The organism is Cytobacillus oceanisediminis 2691 (assembly GCF_007678455.1).
GTDB classification, from domain to species: Bacteria; Bacillota; Bacilli; order Bacillales; family Cytobacillaceae; genus Mesobacillus; species Mesobacillus oceanisediminis_A.
Genome location: NZ_VEEP01000289.1, coordinates 1 through 256, shown reverse-complemented (window position 1 = coordinate 256; position 256 = coordinate 1). Strand labels below are relative to the sequence as shown.

Annotated in this window: 1 pseudogene; it reads left to right on the top strand. The window is 43.0% G+C overall.

Features of this window, described 5'->3' with window-relative positions:
- Positions 1-13: 13 nt before the first annotated feature.
- Positions 14-256: pseudogene (locus tag FS736_RS25610) on the top strand (ABC transporter ATP-binding protein); the annotation flags it as partial.

The window sequence follows — 256 nt, the reverse complement described above, 5'->3', positions numbered from 1 at the left end:
TGTCACCTTTTCCATCAATAAAGCTGAAATCTTCCCGCTAATCCCACCGAATCGACCACCAAAAACGACCATCTTCAATTTACTTACATCGATCTTTCCCCTAACATCACGACAAATTCTTTTTAACCCCCAAAATATTACCCCAATCAAGCCACACCTCATTACAAGAAAACGCATTTCCCCTACATTTCAAAATATCCCCCTCTTCCCTGAAATCACACCGCCAGAAAACCTAATCCTACCCCACCATTCCCCC